This is a genomic window from Stenotrophomonas maltophilia group sp. msm1 (assembly GCF_032025805.1).
GTDB classification, from domain to species: Bacteria; Pseudomonadota; Gammaproteobacteria; order Xanthomonadales; family Xanthomonadaceae; genus Stenotrophomonas; species Stenotrophomonas hibiscicola.
In genome coordinates, this window is sequence record NZ_JAVSKH010000006.1 from 1 (window position 1) to 24,693 (window position 24,693).

21 protein-coding genes are annotated in these 24,693 nt (G+C 67.4%); 7 read left to right on the forward strand and 14 right to left on the reverse strand.

Going from position 1 to position 24,693, the window contains the following annotated elements; translation table 11 throughout:
- Positions 1-129: 129 nt before the first annotated feature.
- The 8 genes from ROV95_RS20330 to aspS all read right to left on the reverse strand — a co-directional run bounded on the left by ROV95_RS20330 (position 130) and on the right by aspS (position 7,682).
- Positions 130-2,049, reverse strand: a complete 1,920-nt coding sequence (locus ROV95_RS20330; RefSeq protein ID WP_021203145.1) for a potassium transporter Kup — start codon at positions 2,047-2,049, stop codon at positions 130-132.
- Positions 2,050-2,098: 49 nt separating this feature from the next.
- Entirely contained in the window at positions 2,099-2,692 is a 594-nt protein-coding gene (ruvA, locus tag ROV95_RS20335; protein ID WP_312546118.1) for a Holliday junction branch migration protein RuvA, read from the reverse strand.
- Positions 2,693-2,705: 13 nt separating this feature from the next.
- Positions 2,706-3,227 (reverse strand): crossover junction endodeoxyribonuclease RuvC, encoded by a 522-nt coding sequence (ruvC, locus tag ROV95_RS20340; protein ID WP_019660132.1) that lies wholly within the window; start codon positions 3,225-3,227, stop codon positions 2,706-2,708.
- A gap of 105 nt (positions 3,228-3,332) precedes the next feature.
- Complete coding sequence (locus ROV95_RS20345; RefSeq protein WP_019660133.1) at positions 3,333-4,064, reverse strand: YebC/PmpR family DNA-binding transcriptional regulator; 732 nt, start codon at positions 4,062-4,064, stop codon at positions 3,333-3,335.
- A gap of 268 nt (positions 4,065-4,332) precedes the next feature.
- Entirely contained in the window at positions 4,333-4,965 is a 633-nt protein-coding gene (locus ROV95_RS20350) for an alpha/beta fold hydrolase (RefSeq protein WP_019660134.1), read from the reverse strand.
- 75 nt (positions 4,966-5,040) lie between these two features.
- Entirely contained in the window at positions 5,041-5,562 is a 522-nt protein-coding gene (locus ROV95_RS20355) for a GNAT family N-acetyltransferase (protein ID WP_021203144.1), read from the reverse strand.
- A 31-nt stretch (positions 5,563-5,593) separates the two neighbouring features.
- Positions 5,594-5,914, reverse strand: a complete 321-nt coding sequence (locus tag ROV95_RS20360; RefSeq protein WP_049441305.1) for a hypothetical protein — start codon at positions 5,912-5,914, stop codon at positions 5,594-5,596.
- A 16-nt stretch (positions 5,915-5,930) separates the two neighbouring features.
- Positions 5,931-7,682: an aspartate--tRNA ligase gene (aspS, locus tag ROV95_RS20365; protein ID WP_111098900.1), complete on the reverse strand. Its 1,752-nt coding sequence runs from the start codon at positions 7,680-7,682 to the stop codon at positions 5,931-5,933.
- 158 nt (positions 7,683-7,840) lie between these two features.
- On the opposite strand from aspS, the gene ROV95_RS20370 reads away from it, so the two are divergent.
- Positions 7,841-8,581: a DUF3011 domain-containing protein gene (locus ROV95_RS20370; RefSeq protein ID WP_312546123.1), complete on the forward strand. Its 741-nt coding sequence runs from the start codon at positions 7,841-7,843 to the stop codon at positions 8,579-8,581.
- A 76-nt stretch (positions 8,582-8,657) separates the two neighbouring features.
- Here ROV95_RS20370 and ROV95_RS20375 read toward each other — a convergent pair whose 3' ends face one another.
- The 3 genes from ROV95_RS20375 to blaL2 form a co-directional block, all read right to left on the reverse strand.
- Entirely contained in the window at positions 8,658-9,302 is a 645-nt protein-coding gene (locus tag ROV95_RS20375) for a hypothetical protein (RefSeq protein WP_312546124.1), read from the reverse strand.
- Between the two features lie 53 nt (positions 9,303-9,355).
- The gene (locus tag ROV95_RS20380) at positions 9,356-10,570 is read right to left on the reverse strand and encodes a cation:proton antiporter (protein WP_262214340.1); all 1,215 of its coding nucleotides are present in this window, start codon (positions 10,568-10,570) and stop codon (positions 9,356-9,358) included.
- An 85-nt stretch (positions 10,571-10,655) separates the two neighbouring features.
- Positions 10,656-11,567, reverse strand: coding sequence for a L2 family extended-spectrum class A beta-lactamase (blaL2, locus tag ROV95_RS20385; protein WP_312546130.1), 912 nt, complete (start codon positions 11,565-11,567; stop codon positions 10,656-10,658).
- Positions 11,568-11,742: 175 nt separating this feature from the next.
- Here blaL2 and ampR point away from each other — a divergent pair, with 175 nt between their 5' ends.
- Positions 11,743-12,609 carry a LysR family transcriptional regulator AmpR gene (gene ampR / locus ROV95_RS20390; protein WP_197575574.1) on the forward strand — a complete coding sequence of 289 codons (867 nt, stop codon included), beginning with the start codon at positions 11,743-11,745 and terminating at the stop codon, positions 12,607-12,609.
- Positions 12,610-12,686: 77 nt separating this feature from the next.
- On the opposite strand, the gene ROV95_RS20395 is transcribed toward ampR, so the two are convergent.
- Positions 12,687-14,552 (reverse strand): ABC-F family ATP-binding cassette domain-containing protein, encoded by a 1,866-nt coding sequence (locus ROV95_RS20395; protein ID WP_058981562.1) that lies wholly within the window; start codon positions 14,550-14,552, stop codon positions 12,687-12,689.
- A 335-nt stretch (positions 14,553-14,887) separates the two neighbouring features.
- On the opposite strand from ROV95_RS20395, the gene ROV95_RS20400 reads away from it, so the two are divergent.
- Both ROV95_RS20400 and ybaL read left to right on the forward strand, forming a co-directional pair.
- Positions 14,888-17,275, forward strand: a complete 2,388-nt coding sequence (locus tag ROV95_RS20400; RefSeq protein WP_111101984.1) for a TonB-dependent receptor — start codon at positions 14,888-14,890, stop codon at positions 17,273-17,275.
- A 206-nt stretch (positions 17,276-17,481) separates the two neighbouring features.
- Entirely contained in the window at positions 17,482-19,179 is a 1,698-nt protein-coding gene (ybaL, locus tag ROV95_RS20405; protein ID WP_312546137.1) for a YbaL family putative K(+) efflux transporter, read from the forward strand.
- Positions 19,180-19,627: 448 nt separating this feature from the next.
- On the opposite strand, the gene ROV95_RS20410 is transcribed toward ybaL, so the two are convergent.
- Positions 19,628-20,914, reverse strand: a complete 1,287-nt coding sequence (locus tag ROV95_RS20410; RefSeq protein ID WP_312546139.1) for an aminotransferase class V-fold PLP-dependent enzyme — start codon at positions 20,912-20,914, stop codon at positions 19,628-19,630.
- 182 nt (positions 20,915-21,096) lie between these two features.
- Here ROV95_RS20410 and ROV95_RS20415 point away from each other — a divergent pair, with 182 nt between their 5' ends.
- The 3 genes from ROV95_RS20415 to ROV95_RS20425 all read left to right on the forward strand — a co-directional run bounded on the left by ROV95_RS20415 (position 21,097) and on the right by ROV95_RS20425 (position 24,061).
- Entirely contained in the window at positions 21,097-21,834 is a 738-nt protein-coding gene (locus tag ROV95_RS20415) for a response regulator transcription factor (RefSeq protein WP_058981569.1), read from the forward strand.
- On the forward strand, positions 21,831-23,120 hold the full coding sequence (locus ROV95_RS20420) for an ATP-binding protein (protein ID WP_058981571.1): 1,290 nt from the start codon (positions 21,831-21,833) through the stop codon (positions 23,118-23,120). Before ROV95_RS20415 ends, ROV95_RS20420 begins: the two co-directional genes overlap by 4 nt.
- A 140-nt stretch (positions 23,121-23,260) precedes the next feature.
- On the forward strand, positions 23,261-24,061 hold the full coding sequence (locus ROV95_RS20425) for a MipA/OmpV family protein (protein WP_058981573.1): 801 nt from the start codon (positions 23,261-23,263) through the stop codon (positions 24,059-24,061).
- 39 nt (positions 24,062-24,100) lie between these two features.
- Here ROV95_RS20425 and ROV95_RS20430 read toward each other — a convergent pair whose 3' ends face one another.
- Positions 24,101-24,685, reverse strand: coding sequence for a hypothetical protein (locus ROV95_RS20430; protein WP_312546143.1), 585 nt, complete (start codon positions 24,683-24,685; stop codon positions 24,101-24,103).
- Positions 24,686-24,693 lie beyond the last annotated feature (8 nt).

The window sequence follows — 24,693 nt, forward strand, 5'->3', positions numbered from 1 at the left end:
CCCCCCCGCCTTCGACAGTTTCCTGCGGTCTGTCGGAACGGCGTTCTGCTTTGGTGGGGGCCGACCGTTGGTTGGCACGGTAGATCCACGCCATGCGTGGACGATCTCTGGAGGAATCGACGGTGGAGATTAAATCTCCACCTGCGCGCCGAGTTCCACCAGCCGGTTACCCGGAATCCGGAAGAAGCCGGTCGCCGGCGCGGCATTCCGGTGCATCAGCGCGAACAGCTTGTCGCGCCAGATCGGCATGCCGCGGTTGGCGGTGGCGACGATGGTTTCGCGGCTGGCGAAGAAGGTGGTGTCCATCGGGTCGAAGTAGATGCCGCCGTGGTCGCACGAGCGCATCAGCGCCAGTGGGACGTCCGGGGTCTCCATGAAGCCGAAGCGCACATAGACCCGGTAGAACTCGTCGCCCACCGATTCGATCTTCAGCCGCTGCCCTTCCATCGCATACGGGATCGGCAGGGTTTCCACATGCAGGAACACGTTGCGTTCGTGCAGCACTTTGTTGTGCTTGAGGTTGTGCATCAGTGCGTGCGGGGCCACGGTCGGATCCGCAGTGAGGAACACGGCGGTGCCCGGCACGCGTACCGGCGGCGCCAGCATCAGGCCCGGCAGGAAGGTATCCAGGCGGATGCCGTCCTTGCGGATCTCATCGCGCAGCAGCTCGCGGCCCCGGCGCCAGGTACGCATCATGGTGAACAGGAAGATGCCCAGCACTACCGGGAACCAGGCGCCCTGCAGCAGCTTGGCGCCGTTGGCGATGACAAAGCCGAGGTCGATGATGAAGAACACCACGCACAGGGGCAGCAGCCAGGCGCGTGCCTTCGGCCACAACGAGCGGGCCACCAGGGCCAGCAGCAGGGTATCGATCAGCATGGTCGCCGACACCGAGATGCCGTAGGCCACGGCCAGGTTGGACGAGCTGCGGAAGGCCAGCACCAGGCCGATCACCATCACCGCGATGCCCCAGTTGATGCCCGGGATGTAGATCTGGCCGATGGTGTCATGCGAGGTGTGCTTGATGCGCATGCGCGGGATGTAGCCCAGCTGCATGGCCTGGCGCGAAACCGAAAACGCGCCGGTGATGACCGACTGGGAGGCGATCACCGCCGCCATCGTGGCCAGGATGATCATCGGGTACAGCGCCCACGACGGCACTGCCTCAAAGAACGGGTTCTTCAGCGCCTCGGGATGGTTGAGCACCAGTGCGCCCTGCCCCAGGTAGTTCAGCACCAGGCACGGCAGCACGAAGAAGTACCAGGCATGGCGGATCGGCTTGGCACCGAAGTGGCCCATGTCGGCGTACAGCGCTTCGCCGCCGGTCACCGCCAGTACCACCGCACCGAGGATGAAGATGCCGTGCCAGCTGTGCTCCATGAAGAAGCGGATCGCCCACCACGGGTTGAAGGCTTTCAGCACTTCCGGCGCATCCACGATGTTGTAGATGCCGATCGCCGCCAGCGAAATGAACCAGACCGAGGTGATCGGGCCGAACGCCTTGCCGATCTTCTCGGTGCCGAAGCGCTGCGCCGCGAACACCATCAGCAGCACCACCACCGTGATCGGCACGATGAAGGCATGCAGGCCGGGCGCGGCCACCTCCAGGCCTTCGACCGCGCCAAGCACCGAGATCGCCGGGGTGATCACGCCGTCGCCGAAGAACAGCGAGGCGCCGAAGATGCCAAGGATGCCCACCACGTAGGCCGAGCGCGACCCGTTGCGCAGCGTGCGCTGGGTCAGCGCCATCAGCGCCATGATGCCGCCCTCGCCGTCATTGTCGGCGCGCATGATGATGGTCACGTACTTCAGCGTGACCACGATGTTCAGTGCCCAGAACGCCAGCGAGAGCACGCCCAGTACCGTGTCGTGGTCGCTGTTGAGCCCGTAGTGCGGCGAGAACGCCTCCTTCAGGGTGTACAGCGGGCTGGTACCGATATCACCGAAGACCACGCCGATCGCACCGATGATCAGCGCCAGGCCTCCGGCGGGAGGAGCGTGACCGTGGCCGCCGGGGGCAGCTGCGTGCGGGGTTTGACTGCTGGACATGGGACTCCTGGCGAGGCTCAGGCGGTTCGTTGAGAGAAAGGAAGCCGACTCAGCGCAGCGCGGACTGCAGCGCCTTGCGGATCACGGTGGCCACTTCATCGCCTTCAGTGAAGGCGTCGCGGGCCATGCGGGCCGCTTCAGCCGGCTTGTAGCCCAGCTGCTGCAGCGCCACGGTGGCATCGGAAAGCGGGTCGGCCGCGGCCGGGTCGCTGCCGGTGGGCAGCGCGCCGCCGGCACCGAACTGGGCGGCGCGGTCGCGCAGTTCCAGCACCATTCGCTCGGCGGTCTTCTTGCCGATGCCCGGAATGCGGGTCAGCGCGGTGATGTCACCGGCCTGGACCATGCGCGCGAATTCCTCGACGGTGACCCCGGACAGCACGGCCAGCGCAATCTTCGCGCCGATGCCACTGACCTTCTGCACGTCGCGGAACAGCCGCCGTTCGCCCTCGCGCAGGAAGCCGTACAGCGAGACGCTGTCTTCCTTCTGCGCGTAATGGGTGTACAGGGTGACCTCGCGGCCGAGTTCGGGCAGGTCATAGAAGGTGCTCATCGGCGCCTCCAGCTCGTAGCCCACTCCGTTCACGTCCACCACCAGCCACGGCGGCGCCTTGTAGGCGACGATGCCGCGCAGTCGACCGATCATTGCGTGCAGCTCCTCATTTGCGGCCCCACGCCTGGCGGGCACTGAGCCCCAGGCGGTTGGCCGTTGCCCTTACGTGGGCATGGGTGATCGCCACCGCCAACGCGTCGGCCGCGTCGGCCTGCAGCTTGGTTTTCAGGTTGAGCATGAGCCCGACCATGTGTTGAACCTGTTGCTTTTCGGCACCACCACGACCGACCACCGCCAGCTTGATCTCGCTGGCGGCATATTCATGCACCGGCAGGTCACGCAGCACAACGGCGGAAATCGCCGCGCCCCGGGCCTGGCCCAGCTTCAGCGCCGAATCGGGGTTGCGGGCCATGAACACGCGTTCGATGGCCACTTCCTGCGGCTGGAACTCGCGGCACAGGTCGGCCAGGCCGAGCACCAGCAGCTTCATGCGCTGCGGGAAATCGTCCGCGCCCAGCAGCACCAGCGGCTGGTGGTGCACGTAGGTGACGCGCCCGGCGGCGTCGACATCGATGATGCCGACCCCGGTCCGCTGTGAACCGGGGTCGATGCCGAGGATGCGGGTCATGCTGCGCTCCTGGCAGGGTGGAACGGGGTGCGCTGGCAGGCGTATGGGCTCATGACTGTCCGCGGTGACCGTTCAACGGCCCGCGCCCAGGCCGTCGAGGACGGCTCAGGCGTAGGCGTCGGCGCCCAGTTCGGCGTTGGAGTACACGTCCTGCACGTCGTCCAGATCTTCCAGCATGTCCAGCAGCTTCTTGACCTGCAGGGCGACCTCGCCCTCGACCTTGATGTCGTTGTCCGCGCGGAACGTGATTTCCGCGTGATCGGCGACATGGCCGGCGGCGGTCATCGCGTCCTTGACCGCGTTGAAGGCGTCAGGGCTGGTGACCACGTCGATCGAGCCGTCGTCCGGATAGACCACGATGTCATCGGCGCCGGCCTCGATGGCGGCTTCGGTGATGGCCTCCTCGTCGGCGCCCGGGGCGAAGCTGAGCACGCCCAGGCGCTTGAACATGAAGGCCACCGAGCCTTCGGTGCCCATGTTGCCGCCGCACTTGCTGAACGCATGGCGGACATCGGCCACGGTGCGCACGCGGTTGTCGGTCAGGCAGTCGACGATCACGGCCACGCCACCGGGGGCGTAGCCCTCGTAGCGGACTTCCTCGTAATCGACGCCTTCCAGTTCACCGGTGGCCTTCTTGATGGCGCGCTCGATCACGTCCTTGGACATGTTCACGGCCAGGCCCTTGTCCACCGCCACGCGCAGGCGCGGGTTGTTGTTGGGGTCGCCTCCACCGCCGCGCGCGGCGACGCCGATCTCGCGGATGATCTTGGTGAAAATCTTGCCGCGCTTCGCGTCGGACGCGTTCTTGCGGGCTTCGATGGAGGGGCCTCTACCCATGGGTGCTACCGTCTGGCTGCTTCAGGATCAAGGCGCGGATTCTACCTGATCGGGCGCTGCAACCGTGTCTAGGCCCGATGGATGCCGCTGCGCTCGCCGGGCATGGCCCGGCGCTACCGCTGGCGATCTGGTGGTGCTTTTCCCGGTAGCGCCGGGCCATGCCCGGCGAAGAGCGTGCGAACCAACGGTTCGCACCCACCTTGGTGTCGTTCGCACCCACCTTGGTGCCGTTCGTACGCACCCTGGCAGGCCGTTCGCTCCCACCAACTTACGCGGCGGCGGCGTCGCGGCTGTGGTCGAAACGGCCATGACGCAGGAAATGCGCGGTCTGCCGCGCGGCGTCGGGCGATACCACCAGGCCGCTGTGGCTGGTGCGCACCACGCAATGGTCGGCCAGCCCCGGCAGGCGGGTCTCGGCCAGTGCCACGGTGCCGTCGGAGGCATCGTCGATGGCACCCAGCAGGCTGCCCAGCCCATGCGGTACCGAGCCGGCGATCAGGCCAACCTCCGCCCGGCCCTGCCAGTCCGGCAGGCCATCGAGCAGCAGCTCGCTGCTGCGGCCCAGGGCCAGGCCCCAGCCGTGCTCGGACAACGAGCGTGCGGTACCACTGCCGCGCAGCGGCGAACCCAGGCAGACCACGCGCTGCACCGGCAGCTGCGGATTGCGCCGCAGCGCTTCCAGCGCCAGCAGCCCGCCCAGGCTGTGGCCGACCAAACTCAGCGGGCCGGCGTCGGCCAGCCGCTCCAGCAGCTGCGGTACGGCCACGTCCGGGCCACCGAACACCGAGGAATAACCAAACGCGTGCACCTGGAAGCCGCGCGCGCGCAGGCGCCAGGCCAGCGGCCCGACCCAGGCGCGGGCATTCCAGATGCCATGCAGCAGCAATACGGGGGGAGTCATGCGAACAGCCTGGCGGTCAGCGGGGCAGGAACGTACGGTGATTGAACACGCGCGCGCAGCAAGCGGCAGTGAACATCAGGCCGCGCGCGGTGCGCGGCGCAGGATGAATTCGAGATCGTTCGTGTCGCCCACCGGGAACAGGTATTCGCCGGCCTTCTCGAAACCGTAGCGGGCGTAGAAGCGCTGTGCGCCGAAGTTCTCCGACCACACGCCCAACCACAGGGTGCGCGGGCCCTCGTGTTCCAGCCAGGCCAGCGCGGTTTCCAGCAGGCGGCTGCCCCAGCCGCAGCTTTGCTGCGTCTTGATCAGGTACAGGCGCTTGAGTTCGCCGTCACCGGGCTTCACGTCCGGGTGCGGCAGGCCGCAGGGGCCGGCGGCGGCATGGCCGACCGCCTCCCCATCCAGTTCCAGCAGCCACACCGCGTAATCGGGGTGGGCCAGGATCACGCGCTGGCGCTCGACCGCGTAGGCCTCCTCCAGGAAGGCCTGCAGGTCCTGCGGCGGGTACAGATGGCCGAAGGTTTCAGTGAACGTGCGGGCGGCCAGCGCCGACAGGGTCGGCGCGTCGTCCACAGTGGCGCGGCGGATCGAATACATGCAGGAAGTTGACGCCAGGGCGAAGCAGGGGTCAAGCCTTTTCAGGCGACTCCGCTTCTTCTTCCTCGTCCTCTTCCTCGTATTCCTCTTCGTCCTCGTCCTCTTCTTCCTCGCCTTCCTCGTCCTCGTCGTACTCTTCCTCTTCGTCGTCCTCGTAATCCTCGACGCCGAAGTCTTCACCGTCCCAACGGCCTTCGCCGTCGGCGACGAAGGTCAGGGCCATCGCCGCCGGGTTGGTACCGACGCGGACCAGCCAACCACCGAACACCCGTGCACGCTCGGTGACCAGGTTGGCCTCGGAGCCTTCATTGCCCAGCTTTTCCCACTCCAGCGAAAACGCAAACTCGGTCATTGCCTGGATCTCCTGATCAGTTGGTCTTGGGGCGAACCTGGATGTGCACTTCGGCCAGCTGCGCGTCGACGATCGGCGACGGCGCGTCGGTCATCAGATCCTGTGCACCGGTAGTCTTCGGGAACGGGATGACGTCGCGGATCGATTCGGTGCCGGCCATCAGCGCGGCGATGCGGTCGATGCCGAAGGCGATGCCACCGTGCGGCGGCGCGCCGTAGTTCAGCGCGTCGAGCAGGAAGCCGAACTTGGCGCGGGCCTCTTCGGCACCGATGCCGAGCAGCTCGAACACCGCGCTCTGCATGTCCGGACGGTGGATACGGATCGAACCACCGCCGATCTCATTGCCGTTGAGCACCATGTCGTAGCCGCGCGAAACGGCGGTACGGGCGTTGGCGCGCAGGTCGGCGATGTCGTCCACGGCCGGTGCGGTGAAGGGGTGATGCAGGGCGACGTAACGCTGTTCTTCCTCGTCCCATTCGAACATCGGGAAGTCGGTGACCCACAGCGGCGCCCAGCCGTCGGCGACCAGGCCGAAGTCCTTGCCGGCCTTCAGGCGCAGCGCGCCCATGAAGTCGGAGACCTTGTTGTAGCCACCGGCACCAAAGAACACGATGTCGCCGTTGCCGGCGCCAACATGGGCCACCAGCGCAGCGAAGGAGGCCTCGCTGAAGAACTTCTGGATCGGCGAGCTGATTTCGCCGTTGTCGGCGATCTTGATGTAGGCCAGGCCCTTGGCGCCGTACTTGGCGGCGTGCGCGGCGTACTCGTCGATCTGCTTGCGGCTCAGCGCTGCGCCGCCCGGGATCCGCAGCGCGGCGACGCGGCCTTCGGCATCGTTGGCCGGGCCGGTGAACACTGCGAACTCGCTGTCCTTGACCAGTTCAGCCACGTCGACCAGCTCCAGCGCGATGCGCAGGTCCGGCTTGTCCGAACCGTAGCGACGCATCGCCTCGGCCCAGGTCATGCGCGGGAAGCTGGCATCCAGCTGGACGTCGACCACTTCCTTGAAGATGGCGCGGATCATGTCTTCGACGAAGTCCTGCACGTCGCGCTCGCGCACGAAGGCGAATTCCATGTCCAGCTGGGTGAACTCCAGCTGGCGGTCGGCACGCAGTGCTTCATCGCGGAAGCAGCGCGCGATCTGGTAGTAACGGTCGAAGCCGGCCACCATCAGGATCTGCTTGAACAGCTGCGGGCTCTGCGGCAGGGCATAGAACTCGCCCGGGTGCATGCGCGCCGGCACCAGGAAGTCGCGCGCGCCTTCCGGGGTGGCCTTGGTCAGGATCGGGGTCTCGATGTCCTGGAAGCCCTTCTCGTCCAGGTGGCGGCGCAGGGCCTGCACCAGCTTGATGCGGGTGCGCTGCATGCGCTGCATTTCCGGACGGCGCAGGTCCAGGTAGCGGTACTTCAGGCGGGTTTCCTCGCCCGGGTTCTCGTGCGCGTGGAACGGCAGCGGCGCGGCCTTGTTCAGCACGGTGATGGCGGTGGCGATCACTTCCACCTTGCCGGTGCGCATCTTGTCGTTCACCGCGTGGCGTGCACGCACCACGCCTTCCACCTGCAGCACATCCTCATAGCCCAGCGACGCGGCCACGGCGAACACGTCGGCGTTGTCGACTTCCACGGTCACCTGCACGATGCCTTCATGATCGCGGAGATCGATGAAGCAGACGCCGCCCTGGTTACGGGCCACGTCGGTCCAGCCGGCGAGGGTGACAGTCTGGCCAATCAGGGTCTCATCGACCAGGCCGCAGAAGTGGGTACGCATGGGGGGAAGCTCCGCTGGAGAACGCCGGCACCGGATGGGGGCCGGAAAGCCTCGTATTCTGCGGCCGAGGCCCCGGCCGGGGCAAATCCGGCCAGTCACACCGGCTTGATCGCCTCCCTCCCTATAGTCGGGCACCTACCACCGTATGGGATGCCGCCATGAAACCGCTGTCCCTGGCCAGCCTGGCCGTAACCCTCAGCCTGGGTGCGCTGGGCACCCTGGCCCTGCCCACCCCTTCCGCGCATGCGCAGAGCGGCGTGGTCCGCTGCGAAAGCCAGAACAACCGCGAACGGGTCTGCAACACCGGCTGGCGCAATGCGCAGCTGGTCCGCCAGCTGTCCGGCAGCGCCTGCGACGAAGGCCGCACCTGGGGCAGCCGTAACGGCAGCATCTGGGTCAACAACGGCTGCCGCGCGGAGTTCGTCGAGGCCCGTGGCGGCTGGGGCGGCGGCAACGGGGGCGGCTGGGGCGGCAACAACGGCCGGCCCGGCGAGACCATCCGCTGCGAGAGCCAGAACAACCGCGAGCGCAGCTGCCCGGTCGGCTGGCGCAATGCCCGCCTGGTCCGCCAGCTGTCCGGCAGCCCTTGCGACGAAGGTCGTACCTGGGGCGTGCGCAATGGCGCGGTGTGGGTCAGCAACGGCTGCCGTGCCGAATTCGCCGAGGCCCGCGGCTGGGGCGGTGGCGGCGGCTGGGGCGGCGGCAACAGCAACTACTCGATCACCTGCAGCAGCAACAACAACCGCACGCAGAACTGCGACTGGGATGAGCGCCAAGGCCGCCCGGTGCTGCAGCAGCAGCTGTCCGGCAGCGCCTGCCAGGAAGGCCGCAGCTGGGGTTACTCGCGTGGGCAGGTGTGGGTGAGCAACGGCTGCCGGGCGCGTTTCGGCACGCGGTGAGGGGTAGCGCCGGGCCATGCCCGGCGAGCGCAGTGGCGCGGTCAACTGCAGAAAACCCGCCGGGCACGGCCCGGCGCTACCGGGCTGGCTGCGCGGCCTCATCACCCCAAGGCGGCGGTGGCAGGTCGACCGGCCTGCTCAGGTCGAACTGCACGCGGAAGCGGCGGCCGTCCGGGCGCGTCAGTTCGTAGACGAACGTCTGGTCCGGATCGATCTCCATCGCCCAGGTGTTGTGGGTCGACGCCAGCATGTCGGCGCGGCGGAACATCGCCACCGAATCGGCATCGGCCGGGAACTGCTGGCGCTCGGCGGTACCCGGTGGCGTGCTGTCGCCACCGTAGAGGGTGATCGCGTCGGGGCTGCCATCTTCGTGGCGGTGGTCGTGCTTCAGCCGCAGCCCGTTCGGCGTGCGGGTCAGCACCCAGGTCCGCGAGTGGTCATCACCGACATGGAACGGGATGCGCAGCTCGTGCGCCGGGTCGGCGCAGCCGCGCACATGCATGACCAGGCGCTGCCCGGCGAACGGATCCTTGGCGGTCGGTGCAGGCGTGTCCTCCACCACCTTGCCGACGTAGGCCTGGCCGCAATGTGCGGCGACGGCGGCCATGAACGCATCGGCCGGTGCGGTCGCCAGGTCATGGGCGACCGTATCGGAGCGCTGCGTGCACGCAGCGAGGCTGAGCAGGAGGGCGGCGGCAGTGGCAACGGCAATCGGTCTCATGCCCCAACCCTAACGGCCATGGACGATGGGCGCAAACCGCGCGCCAGTCCCGCTCAGCGCTCGGCAGACGGTGCTGCCGGCAGTGCTTCGGTCGCCGCCACCGGTGCGGCCTCGCCCTCGCCGGCCGGCTCCTGCTCCACCGGATCAACGTCAAACGGTGTACGGAACACCAGCGACGGCAACAGCGTGGTCAGCGCCGCGTACAGCAGCAGCGCACCGAACAGCACCGCCGGAATCTGGAACCGCTCACGCATGATCGCCGCCAGCACCAGGGTGAAGATCAGCGTCGGTGCCAGCGCCAGCGAGACCCGCAGGCTGCTGCGGAAGCTCTCGCCGAACATCACCCGGCGCTGCAGCCAGACCACGCCGATGCGCAGCGGCAGCACCACCAGGGTGATCACGATGCCCAGCCCCAGCGCCTCGAAGCTGAGCGCTTCGGCAGGCACCTTGGTGCCGGCGTTGAAGAAGTAGAACGGCACGAAGAACGAGGCGAACAGGCGCAGCGCGTGCAGGTTCTCGTGCGAGGCCAGCAGCGGCATGCGCTGGTGCAGCAGGCGCGCGACCAGGCCGGCGATGAACGCGCCAACCAGGTAGTACACGCCCAGCAGGTAGGTGATGTAGGCCGCCACCATGCCGACCATCACCAGCAGCGAGAATTCCGAGCCCGGCGCGTGCGGTGCCACCCAGCGGCCCAGCGCGATGAACAGCAGCGGCAGGCCGACCATCATCGCCAGCAGCGCCAGGCTGGACAGCGCCATATGCCCCGGATCGCCGGCCTGCAGCACGATGAACAACGCCGCCAGCGCCAGCAGTTCGCCGGCGATGGCCTTGCTGGTCACCCAGAACCGCTCGTCCTCGCTCAGGCCCAGCCGCGACAGCGAATCCATGATGAAGCCCGTGGACGGCGTCAGCAGCGCCAACGCCAACAGGCCAGCGGCCTGCCACGGCAGCCCCGCATAACGCCAAGCCAGCCAGCCCACCCCGAACAGCGTGCCGGTACGGATGACCAGATGTGCCAGCAGCGGCCACATGCCCCGGCGCAGCGCCTGCAGATCCACTTCCAGGCCGGCGAACAGGAACAGCGAGGAAATGCCCAGGGTGGCCAGCAGTCCGATCACCGCATCATGTGCCTGATCCCCCAGCCAGAGCATGCCGATGATGCCGAACAGCAGGCAGGTCAGTGGTGCGGGCAGGCTGAAGCGCTGCAGCGCGCGCGGGATCACCAGCAGCGCGAAGATCAGCAGCAGGTAGATCAACTCATGGCTCATCGGGGTCTTCCGTGGGGTTCGAACGCGCGCAGGATGCGCGCGCCGAACCGATCCGGCAAGCGACGTTTGAATGACCCCGGTTACCTCACCCAATCAGTCGATCGGCGATCCGGCCCACCCGGGCCAGCACCTGGGCGCGCTGCTCGTTGCTGATCGCACTGGCCTGCAGATAGGCGGTCAGCACCCACGGTGCGCCGCCTGCCCGCGGCCACAACACGGCAATATCGTTGCGCGCGTCCTCGCCATTGCTGCCGGTCTTGTCGCCCACCCGCCAGCGCTTGCCCAGTCCCGCGCGCAGGCAGGCGTCACCGGTCTCGTTATCGATCAGCCAGTCGGCCAGCTGCTGCCGCGATGCCGGCTGCAGCACTTTCCCCAGCACCACACGCTGCAGCGAACCCGCCATCGCAGCCGGGGTGGTGGTGTCGCGCGGGTCGCCTTCGGCGAAGCTGTTCATTTCCGGCTCCAGCCGGTCGCTGCGGCTGACCGCATCGCCGCTGGCGCGCAGGAACGCGGTGACCGCTGGCGGCCCGCCGACCACATCAAACAACAGGTTGGCAGCGGTGTTGTCGCTGGTGATGATCGTGGCACGGCACAGATCGCGCACGGTCATGTCCTTGCCGGCATGACGGCGGGTGACCGGTGCGTGCGAGAGCAGATCGGCCTCGCCCACCGGCACGCGCCTGTCCAGCAATGCCGGCATGCGCTCGGCCTGGCTGAGCACGGTCGCGGCCAGCATGCTCTTGAAGGTGCTGCACATCGGGAAGCGCTCGTCCTGGCGATGACCGACGCGGCGACCGCTGGCGGTATCGAGCAGGGTCACGCCCAAGCGTCCTGCGCAAGCCTTCTCCAGCGCGGCGAAATCACTGGCGGCGTTGATGGCGGCATCGGTGGGCGCGGTGGCGGCGGCCTTGCCCGCTGCACGTGCCAGCAACGGCAGCGCAAACGAGGAAGCAACGGCGGCACCACTGAACTGCAGGAATCGGCGACGGGCAAGCATGCGGGTTCTCCTGGGGGACCGCTCGATTATTGAAGCCTTGATCGGGAGCGACCAGCGCAAAAAATCTGCAATAGACATGAGAAGAATTAATGCATGACGTATTCAACCCTTTAATTTCCCGAAATCCACCACTGGAGGGTTAGGATCAGCCATCACTCCAGCTCACGACGGCGCGATGTTGCACCCTACCCTGCCCCTGAACGCGCTGCGCGCCTTCGAGGCCGCCGCCCGCCACCAGAACTTCACCCGTGCCGCGCTGGAGCTGTGTGTCAGCCAGGCCGCGCTGAGCCACCAGATTCGCGGGCTTGAGGACCGGCTCGGCATCCGCCTGTTCCATCGCCTGCCGCGCGGCGTGGCGCTCACCGAAGAAGGCGCGGCGCTGTATCCGGTGCTCAACGAATCGTTTGAACGCATCTCGGCCAGCATCGCGCGTTACACCGGCGGACCTGCGCGTGAAGTGCTGACCCTGGGCGTGGTCGGCACCTTCGCCACCGGCTGGCTGCTGCCACGGCTGGCCGCGTTCGAGGCAGCGCACCCGGACATCGAGCTGCGCCTGCAGACCCACAACAACCGCATCGACCTAGCCGGCGAAGGCCTGGACCTGGCCATCCGGTTTGGTGATGGCGATTGGCAGGGCCAGGCCTGCACGGCGATCCTCGACGCGCCGTTCGCGCCGCTGTGCGCGCCGGCACTGGCGCGGCGCCTGAAACAGCCGCGCGACCTGGGCACGCTGCCGCTGCTGCGCTCCTATCGCAGCGACGAATGGCCGCGCTGGTTGCAGGCGGCAGGCGTCAGTGGCGTGGAAGCCCGCGGGCCGGTGTTTGATTCGTCGTTGACCGTGGCGATGGCCGCGGTCGGCGGCGCCGGCGTGGCGCTGCTGCCACTGCGCATGTTCGAGCAGGAGCTGGCCGAAGGCCGCCTGCTGCAGCCGTTCGGCACCACACTGGAGCTGGGACGCTACTGGCTGACGCGGCTGCGCTCGCGTGCAGAGCGCGAGCCGGCAAAGCGGTTCCGCGAGTGGCTGCAGGCACAGGGCGCGTAACAAAAAAAGGGGACGGAGGGGATTAAGTCGTTTGCGCCACAAACGACTTAATCCCCTCCGTCCCCTTTTTTGCGAGGTCAGGACTCGAGCAGTTCCATCCAGGCGGCTTCGGCCTTTTCCAGCTGCGCGGCGGCGGTTTCGCGATCGCGGCCAAGCACGGCCATGCGCGTGGCATCGGCGTAGTTGGCCGGATCGGCCAGCTGGCGGTCGAGCTCGGCCAGCGCGCTCTCCAGTTCGGCCACCTTGGCCTCGGCGGCCGCCAGCTTGTGCGGGTTCACCGGCTTCTTCTGCACCACCTGCGCCACCGGGGCGGTCTTGACCACCACCGGCTCTTCCACCTGCTCCATGCGCGCCTTGGTGCCCTGCGCCTGCGGGCGGGTCCGCAGCCACGCGGCGTAGGCATCCAGGTCGCCATCGAACGGCTCGACCACGCCATCGGCCACGCGCCAGTAGGTATCGCAGACCAGGCCGATCAGATGGCGGTCGTGCGAGACCATCACGATCGCGCCTTCGAAGGTGGCCAATGCTTCGGCCAGCGCTTCGCGCATTTCCAGATCAAGGTGGTTGGTCGGTTCGTCCAGCAGCAGCACGTTCGGCTGCTGCCAGGCGATCAGCGCCAGCGCCAGGCGTGCGCGCTCGCCACCGGAGAAGCCGTCGACCGGCTCGAACGCGCGGTCACCCGGGAAGTTCCACTTGCCGAGGAAGTCGCGGAACGACTGGTTCGGTGCGTCCGGGGCGATCTCGCGGAAATGCTCCATCGGCGACTGGCCTTCGTGCAGCGACTCCACCGTGTGCTGGGCGAAGTAGCCGATCTTCAGGTCCGGGTGCGCCATGCGCTCGCCGACGATCGGTGCCAGCTCGCCCACCAGGGTCTTCACCAGGGTGGTCTTGCCGGCACCGTTCGGGCCGAGCAGGCCAATGCGCTGGCCCGCTTCCAGACCGAAGCCGACGTTGTGCAGGATCACTGCGTCCTTGCCGTAGCCGGCCTCGACATGGTTCAGGCGGATCAGCGAGAACGGCAGCTTGGCCGGCGGCGCGAACTCGATGCGGAACTCACGCTCGGCGCGCACCGCTTCGGTGCCGGCCAGCTTGGCCAGGCGCTTCATGCGGCTCTGCGCCTGCGCGGCCTTGCTGGCCTGCGCCTTGAAGCGGTCGATGAAACTCTGCAGGTGGGCACGCTCGGCCTGCTCCTTCTCGTGCGCGATCTGCTGCTGGCGCAGCTGTTCGGCGCGCTGGCGCTCGAAATCGGTGTAGCCGCCCGGGTAGAGTTTGGCGCCGCCACCGTGCAGGTGCAGGGTGTGGGTGGCCACGTTGTCGAGGAACTCGCGGTCATGCGAGATCAGCAGCAGGGTGCCCGGGTACTTCAGCAGCCACTGTTCCAGCCAGTACACCGCGTCCAGATCCAGGTGGTTGGTCGGTTCGTCCAGCAGCAGCAGGTCGCTGGGCATCATCAGCGCGCGGGCCAGGTTCAGGCGTACGCGCCAGCCGCCGGAGAACGAGGAGACCGCGCGGTGGTGGGTCTCGGCCGGGAAACCAAGGCCGTGGAGCAGCTTGCCGGCGCGCGCTTCGGCGTCGTAGGCCCCCATCTCGGCCATCTTGGTGTGTGCGTTGGCCACCGCCTCCCAGTCTTCGCGCGCGGTCGCCTCGGCCTCTTCGGCCAGCACCGCGGCCACCTCGGTGTCGCCGCCCAGCACGAAGCTCAGCGCCGGGTCCGGCAGCGACGGGGTTTCCTGAGCCACGCTGGCGATACGGACCTTGCCGGGCAGGTCGACGTCACCCTTGTCGGCCTCCAGCTCGCCCTTCACCGCCGCGAACAGGCTGGACTTGCCAGCACCGTTGCGGCCGACCACACCTACCCGGTAACCGGCGTGCAGGGTCAGGTCGACATTGGACAACAGCAGCCGCTCGCCGCGGCGCAAGGCGAAATTACGAAGGGAGATCATCGGGGGAGGGGTCCATATAACCGGATGGAATGTGCTGGTGAGCACTGTTCCTGCGACGCAATTCTAGCGTTAACGAATACTTGACGCGTCCCGGGATGCGCAGTGGCCGACGTTCCTCTCTCCCACGTCCCCGCCGCGCGCGTCCCGGGTCTCCTCCCCGCCGATGCCTGTCCGGGCTAAATGGTTGCTGCTGCAACGTTTTTTCCGATGACCGGCATTTGACAGGCACTGAATATCCCGTTAATTGCTGTATTGCGCACCGCAACAACCGCCGTCCGCCTCACCCCCGTGATGTCGATTCCGGTGCCGCCCCCGCCAACCGGAGCCCCATCCCGATGACCCGCAAGACCAGCCTGATCGCCGCCGCCGTCGCTGTCGCACTCGGTGGCTCTCCGTTCGGTGCCGCTGCCCAGCAGGCCGGCACCGCCGCCAACACCCTGGACACGGTGATCGTCACCGGAACCCGCGTGGCCGACCGCACGGTCGCCGAATCGCAGTCGCCGATCGACATCATCACCCCTGAAGTGCTGCAGTCCACCGGCACCAGTGAGCTGGCCACCGCACTGTCGCGCGCCCTGCCCTCGCTGAACTTCCCGCGCCCAGCCTTGACCGACGGCACCAGTGGCGTGCGCCCGGCGCAGCTGCGCGGCCTGTCACCGGACCAGGTGCTGGTGCTGGTCAACGGCAAGCGCCGCCACACCTCGGCGATGATCAACGTCAACGGCAGCATCGGCCGTGGCTCGTCGGCGGTGGACATCAACGCGATCCCGATCGCCGCCATCGAGCGCGTGGAAGTGCTGCGCGACGGTGCGTCGGCACAGTACGGCTCGGACGCCATTGCAGGCGTCATCAACATCGTGCTCAAGGGCAGCGGCCGTGGCGGCAGCCTGGCCGTGGACTACGGCCAGTACTCGGCCGGTGACGGCAACAAGTACCAGCTCTCCGGCGATACCGGCGTCGAGTTCGGCAACGGCCGTGGTCGCGTGCACGTGGCTGGCCAGATCAGCCAGCAGGACGAGAGCAACCGCGCCGGCCCGTACCGCGGCACCACGCCGAACACCGGCAACTTCCCCAGCATCGGCCAGAAGACCTTCATCGTCGGTGACCCGCGCGTGGATGCCACCGCCGCCTCGGCCAACGCCAGCTTCGACTTCAGCGACCACGTGACCGGCTACGCCAGCGCGCTGCTCAGCAACCGCGACATCACCTCGTTCGCGTTCTACCGTTCGCGCAACCACAGCGGGCAGAGCGCGCTGCTGGCGCAGACCTACCCGGACGGCTACGTGCCGGAGATCAACCAGTACTCCAAGGACCGCTCGCTGGTGGCCGGGGTCAAGGGCAACACCGACAACGGCTGGACCTGGGACCTGAGCCTGAACCACGGCGAGAACACCCTCGACTTCCACACCCGCAACAGCATCAACTACAGCCTCGGCGCCACCAGCCCGCGCTCGTTCTACGACGGCACGCTGAAGTACCAGCAGGACATCTTCAACGCCGACCTGACCAAGTCGCTGGACTGGGGCCTTGCCTACCCGGTCACGCTGTCCTTCGGCGGTGAGTACCGCAAGGAGAAGTGGGACCAGAACCCGGGCGAACTGAACTCGTACACCGGCAGCGGCGCGCAGGGCTTCGCGGGCTTCACCCCGACCAATGAAGTGCATGCCGACCGCCACAACTACGCGGTCTACGCCGGCCTGGAAGCGGACCTGACCGAGAAGTTCTCGGCCGGCATCACCGGCCGCTACGAGGACTACTCGGACTTCGGCGACCGCTTCTCCGGCAAGCTGTCGGCGCGCTATGCGTTCACCGACAAGGTCGCGCTGCGTGCCACCGCCTCCAGCGGTTTCCGCGCGCCCTCGCTGGCGCAGCAGGGCTACCAGGCGGTGACCAGCCAGTTCCTCAATGGCGTGTTCGTCGAGCGTGGCACCTTCCCGACCACCAGCCCGGCCGCGCAGGCGCTGGGTGCCTCGCCGTTGAAGGCCGAAACCTCCACCTCCTACAGCCTGGGCCTGGTGCTGCAGCCGGTGGACCGCCTGTACATCACCGTCGATGCGTACCAGATCGACATTGATGACCGCATCGCGCTCTCGTCCAGCATCACCACCAACGCCGCCACCAGCGCGCTGCTGGGCACCCTCGGCCTGCCGCAGGTGACCGCGTTCTCGTACTTCACCAACGGCCTGGATACGCGCACCCGCGGCGTCGACTTCGTCTCCAGCTACACCGTGCCGTTCAGCGCCAGCAGCCTGGAGCTGACCGCCGCCTACAGCTACAACGACACCGAAGTGCGCCGCGTCGGCGGCACCCCGGCGGTGTTTGGCACTCTGGGCCTGACCCAGTCACTGATCGGCCGAGATGAGATCGGCCGCATCGAGGACAGCTACCCGCGCGACAAGGCGATCCTGAGTGGCACCTGGCGTTCGGATCACTGGGAACTGGGCCTGGCCGCAACCCGCTACGGCAAGTTCACCGTGCGCAACTCGGCCACCGCGCTGCGCGACCAGACCTACGGCGATGCCTGGGTGGTGGATGCCTCGGCCAGCTACAAGCCGAGCAGCAACTGGACCCTGACCGTGGGCGCCGACAACCTGCTGGACAAGTACCCGGACCGCACCGAAGACCTGCAGAACTCCACCTTCGGCATGCTGCCGTACAGCAACTACTCGCCGTTCGGCTTCAACGGCGCGTATGTGTACGGGCGGATCAAGTACACCTGGTAAGCGAGGCTCTGGTAGTGCCGGCCGCTGGCCGGCAACCCCGGGCCGCATCTGGAGGAGAGCCCCTTCTTGTTGAAGGGGCGCGCCGAAGGCGGGGGTAGAGGAGAAATGCGTGGGCAAACCCGCCGGCCACGGCACGGACGGCGGGTTTGCCGTATCTGGCCGCATCGGTGAAAATCGGGGCATCCCCCGTTTGCCTGCGAGTGCCGATGCACCATGACACCGACCTGATCAACATCGTTGCCGTTGGCCTGGGGCTCGCCTTCATCTTCGGCGCGCTGGCCAACAAGCTCCGCTTGTCTCCCCTGGTCGGTTACCTGGTTGCTGGCATCTGCGTAGGCCCGTTCACCCCCGGCTTCGTCGCCGACCAGGCGCTGGCCAACCAGCTGGCCGAACTGGGCGTGATGCTGCTGATGTTCGGCGTCGGCCTGCACTTCTCGCTGAAGGACCTGATGGCGGTCAAGGCGATCGCCATCCCCGGCGCCATCGGCCAGATCGCGGTGGCCACCCTGCTCGGCTGGGGTGTGGCCTCGCTGATGGGCTGGCCGGCCATCCACGGCGTCATCTTCGGTTTCTCGCTGGCCACCGCCAGTACCGTGGTGCTGCTGCGGGCGATGGAGGAACGCCGTCTGCTGGAGACGATGCGCGGCAAGATTGCGGTCGGCTGGCTGATCGTGGAAGACCTGGCCTGCGTGCTGGCACTGGTGATGATGCCGGTGATGGCCGGCGTGTTCGGTCCCGACGCGGCCAAGGAGTCGCACTCGCTCGGCAGCGTGCTGGCCGACATCGGCTGGACCTTCGTGCAGCTGGGCCTGTTCGTGGCGGTGATGCTGGTGGTCGGGCGCCGGGTCATCCCGTGGATCCTGGAACGCATCGCCGGTACCGGTTCGCGTGAGCTGTTCACCCTGTCCGTGCTGGCGATCGCGCTGGGCGTGGCGTTCGGCTCGGCGATGCTGTTCGGCGTCTCGTTCGCGCTGGGCGCGTTCTTTGCCGGCATGCTGCTCAACGAATCAGAACTGAGCCACAAGGCCGCGCATGATTCGCTGCCGCTGCGCGATGCGTTCGCGGTGTTGTTCTTTGTGTCGGTCGGCATGCTGTTCGACCCCAACATCCTCGTCCAGCATCCGTGGCAGGTGCTGGCCACCGTGCTGATCATCATGTTCGGCAAGTCGGCCGCTGCGTTCTTCATTGTGCGCGCGTTCGGCCACCCGACCGGCACCGCGTTGACCATCTCGGCCAGCCTGGCACAGATCGGCGAGTTCGCCTTCATCATCGCCGGCCTGGGCGTGGCGCTGCAGATCCTGCCGAAGGAAGGCCAGTCGCTGGTGCTGGCCGGTGCGCTGGTGTCGATCATGCTCAACCCACTGGTGTTCGGCCTGCTCGACCGTTGGCAGGCCAAGCAGGAGCAGTCCCCGCAGGCACCCGAGCCGCCTGAAGCCATCGGCCCGTCACGGGACCTGCATGACCACGCCATCGTGATCGGCTATGGCCGGGTCGGCAGCGAACTGGCGCAGGTGCTGAGCGACCGTGGCGTGCCGGTGCTGGTGATCGATGACAACAAGGAACACGTCGAGGCGGCGCACGCCAAGGGCCTGGCGGCGATCCGCGGCAGTGCGGCGGCCGACCGGGTGCTGGCCGAGGCCCATCCTGAGCGGGCGAAGATTGCGGTGCTGGCGATTCCGCAGCCGCTGGAAGCCGGTGAGGCGCTGGCCAAGCTGCGGGCGATCAACCCGGACCTGACCCTGCTGGCGCGTGCGCACAGCGATGCGGAAGTGAAGCATCTGCTGGAGCATGGTGCCGATGGCACGGTGATGGCCGAACGTGAGCTGGCGTATTCGCTGGCGGAGATGGTGATGGCCACGCCGCCGTATCGCGGGTTGGGCCAGCACAGTATTCCGGTGGTGTGAGGGGTGTGCGTGCGGCAGGGCTTGCAGCCCTGCACCTGCTGAAGCAACTTCAACTGCAACGGCAAAAGCAGGCATTCCGTGAGATGGCAGGGTGGGTCCGGTGGCGGGAGACGCCGTAAACCCTTCCATGGGGGCTTGGCCGCGGCATCCATGCCGCGGACACTCCCGCCACCGGACCCACCCCGCCTTCGACAGATTCCTGCGATCTGCCGGAACGGCGTTCTGCTCTGGTAGGTGTCGACCTTGGTCGACACGGCGGTGCATTGGTCAGATCCGTTTTCCGCAGGAAAACGGATCTGACCCCGGAAACAAAAAAATCCCCGGTCGACCCGCATCGACCGGGGATCTGGATCGCCACGTTGCCACGCCTTGGAGAGGCAGTTCCACCGTAGCGCATCGCGGCGCGGGTGGTGATCGCCTGTGGCGATGACGACCAAGCGCGTGGCTATCAGGCGCCGGCCAGGGCCTGCTCCAGGTCGGCACGCAGGTCGCCGATATGTTCGATGCCGATCGACAGCCGCACGGTGTCTTCACTGACGCCGGCCTTGGCCAGTTCCGCTGCATCCAGCTGCCGATGGGTGGTCGAGGCCGGATGGGTGGCCAGTGACTTCGCATCGCCGAGGTTGACCAGGCGGGTGAACAATTTCAGCGCGTCAAGGAAACGTGCGCCTGCCTCGCGTCCACCCGGCAGGCCGAAGGCCAGTACGCCCGAGCCGTGCCCACCCAGATAGCGCTGCGCGGCGGCGTGCTCGGGATCGTCGGCCAGCCCGGCATAGCGCACCCACGCTACCTTGGCGTGCGCCTTCAGGTACTGCGCGACGGCCAGTGCGTTGGCGTTGATGCGTTCCATGCGCAGGGCCAGGGTCTCGATGCCCTGCAGGATCAAGAACGCATTGAACGGCGACAACGCAGCGCCGGTATTGCGCAATGGCACCACCCGCGCGCGGCCGATGTAGGCCGCCGGCCCCAGCGCTTCGGTATAGACCACGCCGTGGTAACTGGGGTCGGGCTGGTTGAGCCGCGCGAAGCGTTGGGGCTGTGCGGTCCAGTCGAAGCGGCCCGAATCGATGATCGCGCCGCCGAGGCTGGTGCCGTGGCCGCCCAGGTACTTGGTCAGCGAATGCACCACGATGTCGGCGCCGTGCTCGAATGGGCGCAGCAGGAACGGCGTGGCCACGGTGTTGTCGACGATCAGGGGCACGCCAGCGGCATGCGCGACCTCCGCAATCGCAGCGATGTCGGTGACGTTGCCGCGCGGGTTGCCGATGGATTCGACGAACACCGCCTTGGTGCGCTCGTCGATCAGCGCGGCGAACGCAGAAGGATCAGCCGGATCAGCAAAGCGCGCTTGGATGCCGTACTGCGGCAGCGTGTGCGCCAGCAGGTTGAGGCTGCCGCCATACAGCGCGCTGGAGGCGACGATGTTGTCGCCGGCCTCTGCAATGGTCTGGAGGGCATAGGTGATCGCGGCCTGCCCCGAGGCCAGCGCCAGCGCACCGATGCCGCCTTCCAGCGCAGCCAGGCGCTGCTCCAGTACGTCGGTGGTGGGGTTCATGATGCGCGTATAGATATTGCCCGGTACCTTCAGGTCGAAGAGATCGGCACCGTGCTGGGTGTCATCGAAGGCATACGCCACCGTCTGGTAGATCGGCACCGCCACCGCGCGGGTAGTCGGGTCGGGACGGTAGCCGCCGTGCACGGCCAGGGTTTCCAGTTGCCACTGCGGATCGCTCATTGCGCCAGGCTCCATCCGGGGAAACCGCCACCATAGGCCAGCCGTCGCCCGCCGCTGAAAGCTGCTGGCGATGACGCCCATACCGGGGGTTATCAGGTTGGCCGCGATTCAGGCAGCGGTCACGGGGCGTTGATAGGCTTCGCCGCCGGGCGCTCCTGCCCGGGCACGGAGGCCCCACGCGCATGCAGCCATCCCCCTGGACACCCACCGCCAACGGTACCCCGACCCAGGTCTTGTTGGTGGAGGACGACCGTCGCCTGGCAGAGCTGGTCAGCGACTATCTCCACGAACATGGTTTCGCCGTGCAGCATGTGGCGCGCGGTGACCTTGCCGGCGCGGCCTGCCGCCAGCATGCGCCCGAGCTGGTGGTACTGGACCTGATGCTGCCCGGCCTCGGCGGCATCGACGTGTGCCGGCAGATCCGCAGTTTCTCCGACGTGCCGATCCTGATGCTGACCGCCTGCGAAGACGACATCGAGCAGGTGCTGGGCCTGGAATCGGGCGCCGATGACTATGTGCACAAACCGATCGAGCCGCGCCTGCTGCTGGCCCGCCTGCGCGCCCTGCTGCGCCGCCGCCATGGCAGCAGCAACACCGGCACACCCAGCCGTCTGATGCATGGCGAACTGCTGATCGACCGCATGCAGCGCGAAGTGCACCTGCACGGTCAGCAGGTCGAGCTGGGCACCACGGAATTCGAGATCCTGTGGCTGCTGGCCAGCCAGCCGGGGCAGATCCTGTCGCGCGACCATATCCTGCAGGCGGTGCGCGGCATCGGCTTTGACGGCCTGGACCGCAGTGTCGATGTCAGCATCGGCAAGCTGCGCCGCAAGCTCGGCGATGATGCGCGCGAACCGCGGCGGATCAAGACCGTGTGGGGCCGTGGCTACCAGTTCAATCCGTCGGCCTGGACCGCATGAAGCGGCTGTTCCTGTGGTTGTGGTTTATCACGGGTGCCTGCTTCCTGGTGTCGGTGTTCTTCCTCAACCACATCCTGGACGGCATCTACACGCCCGTGCAGGATCGCGTCTTCGTCCAGCAGGTGCGTGGTCAGGTGTACGCCCTGCGCAGTGGCCTGGCCGGCCTGGATGCCGACCAGCAGCGTGAGCGCCTGCAGCAGTGGCAGCCACACTACGGCATCGCCCTGACCCTGCTCGACAAGCCTCCCGCACTCGACGCGCAGGAAGAGGTGGCCGTGAAGGCCGATGGTTTCATCGTGCGCGATCAATACCAGCAGGTCCTGCTGCCCATCGAGGGCAGCGATGGCCGCTGGCTGCACCTGCGCCTGCCTGGCGCGGTGCAGATGACGACGTACATGACCATCGCCGCCTACCTCAGCATCCTGCTGCTGGTGGGCGCCAGCCTGTACGCGTGGGTGCGCCTGCTCTGGCGCGACCTGGAAGCGCTGCGCCTGCACGCCGACCGCATCGGCGCTGGCGATCTGCAGGCACGTGCGCAGGTCTCGCCACGCTCGCAGATCCGGGTCATCGTCGACCACTCCAACCGCATGGCGGCACGCGTGGCCGAACTGGTGCAGCGCCAGCGCGACCTGACCCATGCGATCTCGCACGAGCTGCGCACGCCGATCGCGCGCGTTGCCTTCGGCCTGGACCTGATGCAGGACAGCGATGACCGCGAACGCCGCGAACGGCTGGCACAGGGCCTGCACGGCGATCTGGCCGAGCTCAACCGGCTGGTCAGCGAACTGCTGGCCTATGAGCGCCTGGAGCATCCCAGCGAAGGCGAGCCGATGCAGCGCATCGAAGCCAACGACTGGCTGCAGGCCTGCCTGGCCGATGCACGCCGTGATGCCGAACGCGCCGGCGTGGTCCTGCGCGTGCAACCCAGTGCATTGCCACGGGTGGATGCCGAGCCGCGCCTGCTGCAGCTGGCACTCAGCAATCTGGTGGGCAATGCGCTGCGCCATGCGCGCTCGCAGGTGGAAGTCTCGCTGGTCGGTGTCAGCGGCCGCGCCTGCCTGCGCGTGGATGACGATGGCCCCGGCATCGCCGAAGCCGATCGGGAGAAGGTGATGCGCCCGTTCACCCGCCTGGATGACAGCCGCAGCCGCGATACCGGAGGCTTCGGCCTGGGCCTGGCCATCGTCAGCCGCATTGCCGTCCGCCACGGCGGCGAGCTTCGCATCAGCCGCGCCACGTTGGGCGGCGCGCGCCTGGAGATGCACTGGCCGCTGGCTGCCAGCTGAACGCCCTTGGGCGCAATTACAGTTGATTACAACTCCCGCACAACTGCGGACGGATCGGTCGCCGGCGTATCGCCACGCTAGCGACCCTGCAGCACTCGCCGGATGCGCGCGCTGCCTTCCTCCCATTGTCGAGAGTTTCCATGTCCCAGCTTCGCCGTTCCCCCGCCCTGCTCTGCCTGGCCCTGTTGCCGCTGTTCGCCGCACCGATCGCCCACGCCAGGGATGACCACTGGACCTTCGAGCTCGCTGCCGGCGGTGGCGTGGCGCCGCGCTACAGCGGCAGCGAGGAGTATCGTGCGACGCCGTCGTTGTCCTTTGATGTCACCTCGCCGGGTGGATGGTTTCTGGGCACCACTGGCATTGGCTGGGGCACCTCCATCGGCGAGCACACCCGCGTGCGCGCGTATGTCGGCGCCAGCGGCATCCGCAAGGAAAAGGACTCGCTGCTCGGCGGTTCCGACTTCCTGCGCGGCATGGGTGATATCGATACCCGTCCCCTGGTCGGCGTCTCGGCTGGTTATACGCTGGGCGAAGCCGTGCTGAGCGGCTCCTGGCAGTTCACCGGCAAGGACGAGGACAAGGCCGAGAACGGCCTGGCCACCCAGCAGATCCATCTGAACCTGAGCATGCCGCTGTTCGACCTGGCCGGCGGCGTGGTCAGCGGCAGCGTGTCCACCGACTACGGCAACCGCGGTTACATGCAGACCTGGTACGGCGTCAGCCCGGAACAGGCGGCGCGTACCGGCTTTGCCGAGCACAAGCCAAAGGCCGGCCTGGTCAGTGCCGGTGTCGGCCTGAAGTGGAGCCACCGCGTGGGCCGCAACGGCAACTGGTACATCTCGGCCGAAGGCACGCGCCTGCTCGGTGATGCCGCCGACAGCCCGATCGTGCAGAAGGCGAACCAGTTCGGCTTGATGAGCGGCTATACGCACCGCTTCTGATGCATGAAGGGCGCCGCTGGGCGCCCTCTTCTGCTGCGATCAGCGGCAGGCCGGGGCGTCGCCGCTGCCGCACAAGCCAACCTCGCGCAGCCAGCCGATCCACTGCACGACGTCGTCCTTCTCCGGTTCGGCGCGGAACGACTTCTGCACGGTGTGGAAGCCCTGCCTGCCCTGCATGCCCTTGATCCAGGTGAACTCCGGTTTGCCGGTGCCGGGGTTCAGCGGGCAACTGAGCATCAGCAGCGCGAATGGCCGTCCGCCCTCCTCGCCTTCGCGGATCCAGTGGCTCTGCGCAGCCGGACAGGCCATGCGCCACCCCGCCTCGATGATGCCGAGGAACTCGCGCGGACTCACATGGCCACTGTTCGGCGCATCATTGACGGTAACCATGTCGGTCCAGTCCTGCACGGTCTGGCCCTGCGGCACGTACTCGGTGACGCGGTTGCCTTGTGCGTCGGTGCTCTGGTGGGCCTGCTGGTAACCCTTCATCGGCGGCAGCTGGACCTGTTCGACGGCTGCGGCGTGTCCAGCAACTGCAGCGAGCGCCAGCGCCACGCAGAGTGAAACCCTGCGGGTAACGTCCATGCGGTTCTCCTCGTCCTTGCGAAAGTAAAACGGGATCATTGTGCCTT

Coding starts and splice junctions, on each gene's coding strand:
- ROV95_RS20330 (WP_021203145.1), bottom strand. CDS start 2,049: ATGTCCAGCAGTCAAACCCCGCACGCAGCTGCCCCCGGCGGCCACGGT.
- ruvA (WP_312546118.1), bottom strand. CDS start 2,692: ATGATCGGTCGACTGCGCGGCATCGTCGCCTACAAGGCGCCGCCGTGG.
- ruvC (WP_019660132.1), bottom strand. CDS start 3,227: ATGACCCGCATCCTCGGCATCGACCCCGGTTCACAGCGGACCGGGGTC.
- ROV95_RS20345 (WP_019660133.1), bottom strand. CDS start 4,064: ATGGGTAGAGGCCCCTCCATCGAAGCCCGCAAGAACGCGTCCGACGCG.
- ROV95_RS20350 (WP_019660134.1), bottom strand. CDS start 4,965: ATGACTCCCCCCGTATTGCTGCTGCATGGCATCTGGAATGCCCGCGCC.
- ROV95_RS20355 (WP_021203144.1), bottom strand. CDS start 5,562: ATGTATTCGATCCGCCGCGCCACTGTGGACGACGCGCCGACCCTGTCG.
- ROV95_RS20360 (WP_049441305.1), bottom strand. CDS start 5,914: ATGACCGAGTTTGCGTTTTCGCTGGAGTGGGAAAAGCTGGGCAATGAA.
- aspS (WP_111098900.1), bottom strand. CDS start 7,682: ATGCGTACCCACTTCTGCGGCCTGGTCGATGAGACCCTGATTGGCCAG.
- ROV95_RS20370 (WP_312546123.1), top strand. CDS start 7,841: ATGAAACCGCTGTCCCTGGCCAGCCTGGCCGTAACCCTCAGCCTGGGT.
- ROV95_RS20375 (WP_312546124.1), bottom strand. CDS start 9,302: ATGAGACCGATTGCCGTTGCCACTGCCGCCGCCCTCCTGCTCAGCCTC.
- ROV95_RS20380 (WP_262214340.1), bottom strand. CDS start 10,570: ATGAGCCATGAGTTGATCTACCTGCTGCTGATCTTCGCGCTGCTGGTG.
- blaL2 (WP_312546130.1), bottom strand. CDS start 11,567: ATGCTTGCCCGTCGCCGATTCCTGCAGTTCAGTGGTGCCGCCGTTGCT.
- ampR (WP_197575574.1), top strand. CDS start 11,743: ATGTTGCACCCTACCCTGCCCCTGAACGCGCTGCGCGCCTTCGAGGCC.
- ROV95_RS20395 (WP_058981562.1), bottom strand. CDS start 14,552: ATGATCTCCCTTCGTAATTTCGCCTTGCGCCGCGGCGAGCGGCTGCTG.
- ROV95_RS20400 (WP_111101984.1), top strand. CDS start 14,888: ATGACCCGCAAGACCAGCCTGATCGCCGCCGCCGTCGCTGTCGCACTC.
- ybaL (WP_312546137.1), top strand. CDS start 17,482: ATGCACCATGACACCGACCTGATCAACATCGTTGCCGTTGGCCTGGGG.
- ROV95_RS20410 (WP_312546139.1), bottom strand. CDS start 20,914: ATGAGCGATCCGCAGTGGCAACTGGAAACCCTGGCCGTGCACGGCGGC.
- ROV95_RS20415 (WP_058981569.1), top strand. CDS start 21,097: ATGCAGCCATCCCCCTGGACACCCACCGCCAACGGTACCCCGACCCAG.
- ROV95_RS20420 (WP_058981571.1), top strand. CDS start 21,831: ATGAAGCGGCTGTTCCTGTGGTTGTGGTTTATCACGGGTGCCTGCTTC.
- ROV95_RS20425 (WP_058981573.1), top strand. CDS start 23,261: ATGTCCCAGCTTCGCCGTTCCCCCGCCCTGCTCTGCCTGGCCCTGTTG.
- ROV95_RS20430 (WP_312546143.1), bottom strand. CDS start 24,685: ATGATCCCGTTTTACTTTCGCAAGGACGAGGAGAACCGCATGGACGTT.